Below are 1,000 nucleotides of genomic sequence, written 5' to 3'. Positions count from 1 at the left end.
CCGACGCCGGCGCGCTGCCCGAGCCCGCCCCTGAGGCCGCGGACGCCGCACCCGATGTGGCGGAGGCGCCGGCCGAGCCCGTGCCCGAAGCCGCCGACGCGCCGCCTGATCCCGCCCTGCTGCCGGAAGCGGTGCGGATCGCCGAGGCGCTGATCTTCGCCTCCGAACGCCCTGTCACGACCATGATGCTCGCCGCCGTGCTGCCGGAAGGTGTGCTCGCCGCCGCGGCGCTGGCGGCGCTGGCGGGACTGTACGAAGGGCGCGGCGTGACGCTGGTGGAGGTCGCCGGCGGCTGGGCCTTCCGCACCGCGCCCGATCTCGCGCAGCGGCTGACCAAGGTGGTCCAGGCGCCGCGCCGCCTGCCGCGCGCCGCGATGGAAGCCCTGTCCGTCGTCGCCTACCACCAGCCCTGCACGCGCGGCGAGATCGAGGAGATCCGCGGTGCCGCGCTCGCTCAGAGCACGCTGGAGGCACTGCTGGAACTTGGCCTGATCGCGCCGCGCGGGCGGCGGGAGGTGCCGGGCCGGCCGACGCTGTGGGGCACCACGCCGAAATTCCTCGAGCAGTTCGGCCTGAAGGCGCTGTCGGACCTCCCCCGCAAGGAGGAACTCGTGACCGGCGAGACCGCCCCCGCCCTGCCGCTGGAGGCCGGGCCAATAGCGACGGAGCAGCCGGAGGCGGCGGACGGGCCGGAACCCGCGGCCGAGGAACCGCCGCAGGCGCCGCCGGTGCCATGATCATCCTGCCTCCCGCAGGGGCGGCCGCTCGCGCGGCGTGGGATCGCGGCGTCGCCCTCCCGTCGGCGGCGTCGAATCCAGGGCGGCGGCGCAGGGGGCCACATGCGCTGCGCCGAGTGGCCCGCGGAACGTCGCGGGACTGCGCGCATGGCGCGCGTGCTGCCGGCCTTGCCAAAGCCCGTTCCGAGAGATCCTGGCCCGGCGTCCGTCCCATGGCGGCCGCCGGCTCGCCGCCGGCCAGGCGCGCGCCGCGCGACCTTGGC

At 76.9% G+C, this 1,000-nt stretch carries 1 protein-coding gene; it reads left to right on the top strand.

What is annotated here, in order from left to right; genetic code table 11:
- A partial coding sequence (scpB, locus tag HW577_RS25580) for an SMC-Scp complex subunit ScpB (protein ID WP_408639561.1) occupies nt 1-737 on the top strand: 737 nt, incomplete at its 5' end.
- Nucleotides 738-1,000 lie beyond the last annotated feature (263 nt).

It is taken from the genome of Neoroseomonas rubea (assembly GCF_016106015.1).
GTDB lineage: Bacteria > Pseudomonadota > Alphaproteobacteria > Acetobacterales > Acetobacteraceae > Neoroseomonas > Neoroseomonas rubea.
The sequence above is the reverse complement of the archived record's forward strand: the minus strand, read 5'-3'. Positions and strand labels throughout refer to the sequence as shown.